This is a genomic window from Streptomyces sp. SID1328 (genome assembly GCF_009865595.1).
Taxonomy (GTDB): domain Bacteria; phylum Actinomycetota; class Actinomycetes; order Streptomycetales; family Streptomycetaceae; genus Streptomyces; species Streptomyces griseoluteus.
Genome location: NZ_WWKH01000886.1, coordinates 1 through 6,141 on the forward strand (window position 1 = coordinate 1; position 6,141 = coordinate 6,141).

The 6,141-nt window shown below is 72.3% G+C and carries 4 protein-coding genes and 1 pseudogene; all 5 read left to right on the forward strand.

Annotation, left to right across the window (positions count from 1 at the left end):
* Positions 1–1,189 (forward strand): helicase associated domain-containing protein (locus tag GT030_RS28590; protein WP_202460678.1); only part of this gene is annotated, 1,189 nt, incomplete at its 5' end.
* Positions 1,190–1,334: 145 nt separating this feature from the next.
* Positions 1,335–2,630, forward strand: a complete 1,296-nt coding sequence (locus GT030_RS28595; RefSeq protein ID WP_161203561.1) for a DNA-binding protein — start codon at positions 1,335–1,337, stop codon at positions 2,628–2,630.
* 160 nt (positions 2,631–2,790) lie between these two features.
* Positions 2,791–3,549: a TnsA-like heteromeric transposase endonuclease subunit gene (locus GT030_RS28600; RefSeq protein WP_161203563.1), complete on the forward strand. Its 759-nt coding sequence runs from the start codon at positions 2,791–2,793 to the stop codon at positions 3,547–3,549.
* Entirely contained in the window at positions 3,546–5,678 is a 2,133-nt protein-coding gene (locus tag GT030_RS28605) for a Mu transposase C-terminal domain-containing protein (RefSeq protein WP_161203562.1), read from the forward strand. The genes GT030_RS28600 and GT030_RS28605 overlap by 4 nt, the downstream gene beginning before the upstream one ends.
* Positions 5,679–5,764: 86 nt before the next feature.
* Positions 5,765–6,141: pseudogene (locus GT030_RS28610) on the forward strand (ATP/GTP-binding protein); the annotation flags it as partial.

Below are 6,141 nucleotides of genomic sequence, written 5' to 3' on the forward strand. Positions count from 1 at the left end.
TGAGCGTCTGGTCGAGCAGCTCGCCTCCCGCGCCCTCACCAGTGGCAAGCGCAAGGTCCATCTCCAGCGCGATGAGGACGGGCGGATCGTCGGGGCCGGCGGCGAGAGCGACGGCGAGGACCAGGAGCAGGGCGACACCGATGCCGCCGCCGAATCCGCCCTGCTGCACTTCTCCAGCCCCCGCGACGCGGGGACGATCGCGGCGTTCCTGCGTACCCGGGTCTACCGGCCCGAATCCCTCGTGTGGCTGGAGGGCTACCAGGCCCTGCTGCGCTGGCGGAAGGAGAAGCAGATCACCGGCCTCTACGCCGTGCCCTACGACGTAGAGGTCGAGGTCGGGGCGACCAAGGCGTTCCCGCTTGGGCGATGGGTCCACCAGCAGCGCAAGGCGCTACGGGCCGGAGAGCTGGAAGAGCGACGCAAAACGCTGCTGGACGCGCCGGAGGCCGGGATGCTCTGGGAGCCCGGTGAGGAGGCGTGGGAGGCCAAGCTCGCCCAGCTCCGGGCCTACCGGCGGGCCACCGGGCACCTCGCACCCCGCCAGGACGCCGTATGGGGAGAGGCCGAGGCGGTGGTGCCCATCGGGCAGCACATGGCCAACCTCCGGCGCAAAGGCGCGAAGAACGGCCTGGGCAAAGACTCGGAGCGGGCCGCCCTGCGCGCGGCGCAGCTCACCGAGATCGACCCCGACTGGAACTGCCCGTGGCCGCTGGACTGGCAACGCCACTACCGCATCCTCGCCGACCTCGCCGCCGACGAACCCCACGGCCGACTCCCCGACATCCAGCCCGGCGTGCTCTTCGAGGGCGATGATCTAGGCAAGTGGCTCGCGCGGCAGCGGGAAGCGAGCACCTGGAAGCTGCTGTCGAACGAGCAGCAGGAACGGCTGACCGTGCTGGGCGTCAAGCCGCTCCAGGCGCCCTCTCCCGCCCCGGCCGCCAAGGGCACGACGAAGGGCCCGAGCAAGGCGCAGCAGGCCTTCCAGCGGGGCCTGACAGCCCTCACGCAGTACATCGCTCGAGAGGGCCATCACCGCGTCCCAAGGAGCCACACAGAGCAGATCACGGTAGAGGGCGAGGTTACGCCGGTCCGGCTGGGGGTGTTCATGAGCAATACCAAACAGCGGCGGGACAAGCTGGGTGACCCGCAGCGCGCCGCGCTCCGCGAGCTGGGCATCGAATGGGTGTGACATCGCCGCCATCCGGCCGTTGAGCCCGACAGCGCGAGGACATCGGAACAGCAGCGGCCAGGGACCGATCGCCGCTTTACTTGATCCGCTGGGCATCCGTTGCAAAAGCGCCCGCCCGGGACGGCGAACAGGAGACCGTGGTGGAGTGACCCATCACCCCGGCCTACTGCGAACCGCTCCCCTGGTGAGGGAGACGACTTCGTCGCTGATCTGCCGCATCGCGAGCCGCTACGGGATGGAAGCGAAGGTGTTGCGGGCGTGCTGGAAGTGGCGCAACTACCCGCCCGGGCACGAGGGCGGCGGTGCGCGGGCTGACGCCGAGGTGCTGCTGAACGCGGCCGGGCGGCAACTTTTGGTTGACATGTGCGGCGTGGAGGAAGCCGTGCTGGCGCGAGCGTTGCCGTCCTGGGCGGAAGAGGATGCCAAGCTGCGTGCTGAGGCTGGTGATCCGGTGGGGCTGTGGCGTATCGCCGGCGCAGTGGTCGGTCCGGTGGGGTTCGGTTGCCGGCTATGCACGGCCCGGCGTACGGGGGCGGCCGTGCGGGTGGTGCGGTATGCGCCGCGGTGGGAGCGGGTGTGTGTGCGGCATGGGCGGTGGCTGCTGGACGCGGACGCCAACCAGCCGCTGGAGCACCTCGATCTGCGTGGTCTGCCGGAGGTGGTGGCGGCGCAGCGGCGGTGGGCCTCGGTGGCGCGGCGGGCGGTACGGGCCGGCGCGGAGCCGGAGAGGGTGTTCGCGCTGGCGCGGGCGGTGGTGGCCCGGTGGTGGGAGCAGGCCTTTGGCTGGGAGCAGGAGACCATCTGGCCGTGGCGCCTGCACCGGGTCGCGGGCGGGGATGCGGGTGGTGATCTGGAGCGGTGGCGGATCGTGGGGCGGGACGCGGTCGTCTTCCCCGAGGTGGTGGCGGTGGCCGAGGCTCTGTTGGACCCGGCCATGGCCGAGCTGGTGTGGGCCGACAGCGGTGCCGGGCGGCCGCGGGCGCTGCCCGCCGACGGGTTGTTCTGCCGCAGGCTCGGTGAGCGGCTGGGGCGGGGATGGCTGGGGCCGCTGGCCGCGGCGGACCACGGCGGGCCGCTCATCGCGTGGATGGGCAGTGTCATCCGCCTTCGCCGTGGCGCCGGCGGGCCGCCCGGGTACGACAACGACCCGTGGTGGCTGCGGCAGGAACACCAGGCCGCCACCATGGCCGGCCAGCTGCGGGTGCTGGGCAAGGAGAAGAAGGCGCCCGGTTCGGGGACGGGTCCGACCGCCGAGGTCGCCCGGCGGCTGCTGCGCGGACTCAGTCACAGTGCCGGCCTGATCGAGAACGCCTGGAAACGCACCGCGGTGGCGGCGGCGAACGGCGGAGTGCCCCTTCAGGAGGTGGCCCTGTGGGTGGACATGCCCGTCGAGGTGCTCAGCCAGATGTTGAGGGCGGACAGGCAGGAAGACGACAGCTGAGAGCGAGGCGTCGGCAGGCGCGTCGGCTGTTAGCTGATACGGCACTCGTTCGTGGCAGAAATACTGAAAGCGGCGGCGTCTGCCGGCGGGAGCGGCTTGGCTGACGCGGGTGACCAGCACAGGAGCGGCCCGGCCCAGGAGCCTGCCAGGGCGAGCGGCCGTGGACCAGGGCGGCGGGTTCGAGGCGGTGTTCCTCGACCCGGTGGGGCAGGCGGTGCAGCAGCGGTGGGCGGATGCCGCTATGACCGTGGCGTTCGAGGATCTGCCGCCGGTGTCGGCGTTCCCGGTGGTCCCGGGACGCCGCTGGGGTCCGGGCCTGTGGTGGTCGGCGACCACCGGGCGTCACGTGGCCGCCGGGTCCAACGCGATGCGCGCCCAACTGATGGTCCTGGACCGCGATGCGGACGTGACAGGCCTGGCGGGGCGGCCCGTGCGGCTGCTGTGGCGTAACCCCCGCGGCGAGGTGCGTTCCTGGGTGCCGCAGCTCTTCGCCCGCCGTGCCGACGCCACCGCACTGCTCGCCGACTGCCCCAGCCACCCCGACGCCGGCGGGGAACGCGCGAAGAACGCCGCCGAGGCGGTCGCGCAGGCGTGCGCGGACATCGGCTGGACCTACCGGCGCCTCCCGCCGCTCGACGACGTCCTGGCCGCCAACCTGAAATGGCTGGCCGGCTACCGCCACCCCCGCAACGCCGGCCAGCCCGGCCTGATGGCGGCGGTCGTCGAGGCGTTCACGCGGCCGCGGCCGCTGATCGAGGGCACGGAAGCGGTCGGCGACCCGATCGAGGTCCTTCCCTGCGTCTTCCACGCCCTGTGGCACGGCCGGTTGACGGCTGGTCTGGACACGCCGCTGCACGAACGCCTCCTCATCGGCCCGCAGGGCTGGAGCGACCCGGGCAAGACGGGAGGTGCCGGGTGAGCGCGCGGCGCAATGCCCGGCCGACGGTGAAGGTCGGTGCTCACGTCCGGTTCCGGGGCGTGAAGTGGCAAGTGGTCGCCCTGTCGGGGCAGGACATCCACCTCGTCGGCCCGGAGGGCGGGGGTGAGGCCGTGCTCGCCGGGCACCTGTTCGCCGACCCCGGCTTCACCGTTGTCGGCGCCGATACGCCGCAGGCGGCACCGCAGTGGGGGCTGTTCGAGAATGCCCCCACTGCGGCGCGTGAGAAGGCGCTGGCGTGGCAGCGGCATGTCAGGGAAGTCGAATGCGGCCTGCCTGGCGGGCCCGGCAGCGAAGGAGCAGTGCGCGAGCAGTACGACCCCGAGCGGTACACGCTGGCCGAACGGGAGCGGACCGAAGCGGAAGAGCTGACCGCGCTCGGGTTCGGCCGGGTGTCGCGCACCACGGTGCAGCGCATGCGCCTGGCCTACCGCAAGCAAGGCCTGTGGGGGCTGCTCGACCACCGCATCACCCGCGCCTCCAGCCCCACTGGCCGGGCCGACGAGCGGGTCGTCGCAGCCGTCCGCGAGGCGCTGCGCCGCCGCCGCGGCCGCTCCAAGGGCACCATCAACGGCCTGTTCCCGCTGATCAACCAGATTCTGGAGGACCGGCACGGTCCCGGTACGGTGCCCGCGCCGTCCCAGGCCACGCTGTACCGGCTCGTCACCAACCTCGCCCGGCCCGGCGAACTGCCCTCCGGACCCGTCCGGCAAGTACCGACGAGCGTCGACGGGCGTGCGTTCACCCCGGCTACGGCGCTGCGGCCCGGCGAACAGGTCCAGGTCGACACCACCCGCCTGGACGTCCTGGCCCTCTTCGACGACGGCCGCCTGGCCCGCCCCGAACTGACCATCGCCGTCGACGTCGCCACCCGTGCCATCCTCGCCGCCGTGCTGTGCCCTAGCGCGACCAAGGCCGTGGACGCGGCGCTGCTGCTGGCGGAGATGGCCGTCCCGCACCCCGCCCGGCCCCGCTGGCCGGACATCCTGCGCATGGACCGCGCCCCCGCACTCCCCCACCAGCGGCTGGCCGCACTGGACGAGCGGCTGGCCGGGGCTGCGGCCCGGCCGGTCGTCCTGCCCGAGACGATCGTCGTCGACCGCGGCAAAGTCTTCGTCTCCGCCGCGTTCACCGCCGCCTGCGAACACCTCGGCATCAGCGTCCAGCCCGCCCCGCCCCGCGCCCCTACCGCCAAAGGCATCGTCGAGCGGACCTTCGGCACCATCAACGCCCTGTTCTGCCAGCACCTGCCCGGCTACACCGGCTCCGACGTCACCCGCCGCGGCCCCGACACCCAAAAAGACGCCTGCTACAGCGTCCCCCAGCTCCAAGACCTCCTCGATGAGTGGCTGGTGCACTACCACCACCGGCCCCACGAAGGCCTGCGCCACCCGCTGATGCCGAGAAAGGCCCTCACGCCGAACCAGATGTGGGCCGCGCTCGTCGCCGTCGCCGGACACGTGCCCGTCCCGCTCACCGGCCGCGACTACCTCGAACTGCTGCCCGTGCGCTGGCAGGCCATCACCCCCGCCGGCATCACCATCCACCACCGCACCTACGACCACGATCTCCTCGCCCCGTACCGCGGCCAGTCCTCCCCCGTCGCCGGCCGGGGCGGGAAATGGGAGATCCACTACAACCCCCACGACGTCCGCCAGATCTGGATCCGCCTGCCCGACGGAGAGCTCACCGAAATCCCCTGGATCCACCGCGACCACGTCCACCAGCCGTTCAACGACCACACCTGGCAGCACATCCGCACCCACGCCCACCACCACAATCACGACGCCAGCCAGCAGCATGAGGCCGACCTGGCCGACGCTCTCGACCAGCTCATGCGCCGCGTCCACAGCGGCCACGCCACCAAAACAGAACAAGCTCTCCTCGCCCGCGCCACCACAGCGCCGATCCCCGCCGCCCGGCATCCGCACCACGACACCGGACCCACCACCGACGAACCGGCGCAGCACAGCGACAGCGACGGCCAAGGCGCCAACAGCGAAAACGACAGCATCGACGACCTCGACGGCGCCCCCTACGACGACCTCAGCCCCGCCCCGGCCACCGGATTCGGGCTCTACAACGCCTATGAGGAAGCCGACAAGTGGTGAACCCCCGCACCCACCCCGCAGCGCACCAACCGCCCAGCGCAGCCGCCGACGCGGGCAGCGGCACCCCGGCCGAACCGTCCTGGCCCCTGACCACCTGGCAGGGCTGGCACCGCTTCGCCACCACCGACCCACCCGCCCCGCCCCAGCCCGACGACCCGCCCCGCAGCCGCGACGAACGCCTCGCCTACCACTCCGCCTTCGTCACCATCCGCACCCCCGCCATCAGTCAACTCGCCACCCAAGTCCGCACCCTGATGATCCTCGGCCGCCACCAGCAGACCACCGCACGGCCCTCCCTCATCGTCACCGGACCCGCCGCAGCCGGAAAAACGACCGCCCTCCTCCATGTCGGCCGCGCCTGCCACCTCGCCCACACCCGCAAAAACCCCACGCCACCCGGATCAGCCCACAACGCGGCACCCGTGGCGTACGTCCTCGTCCCGCCCGGCGCCACCGCGAAAAC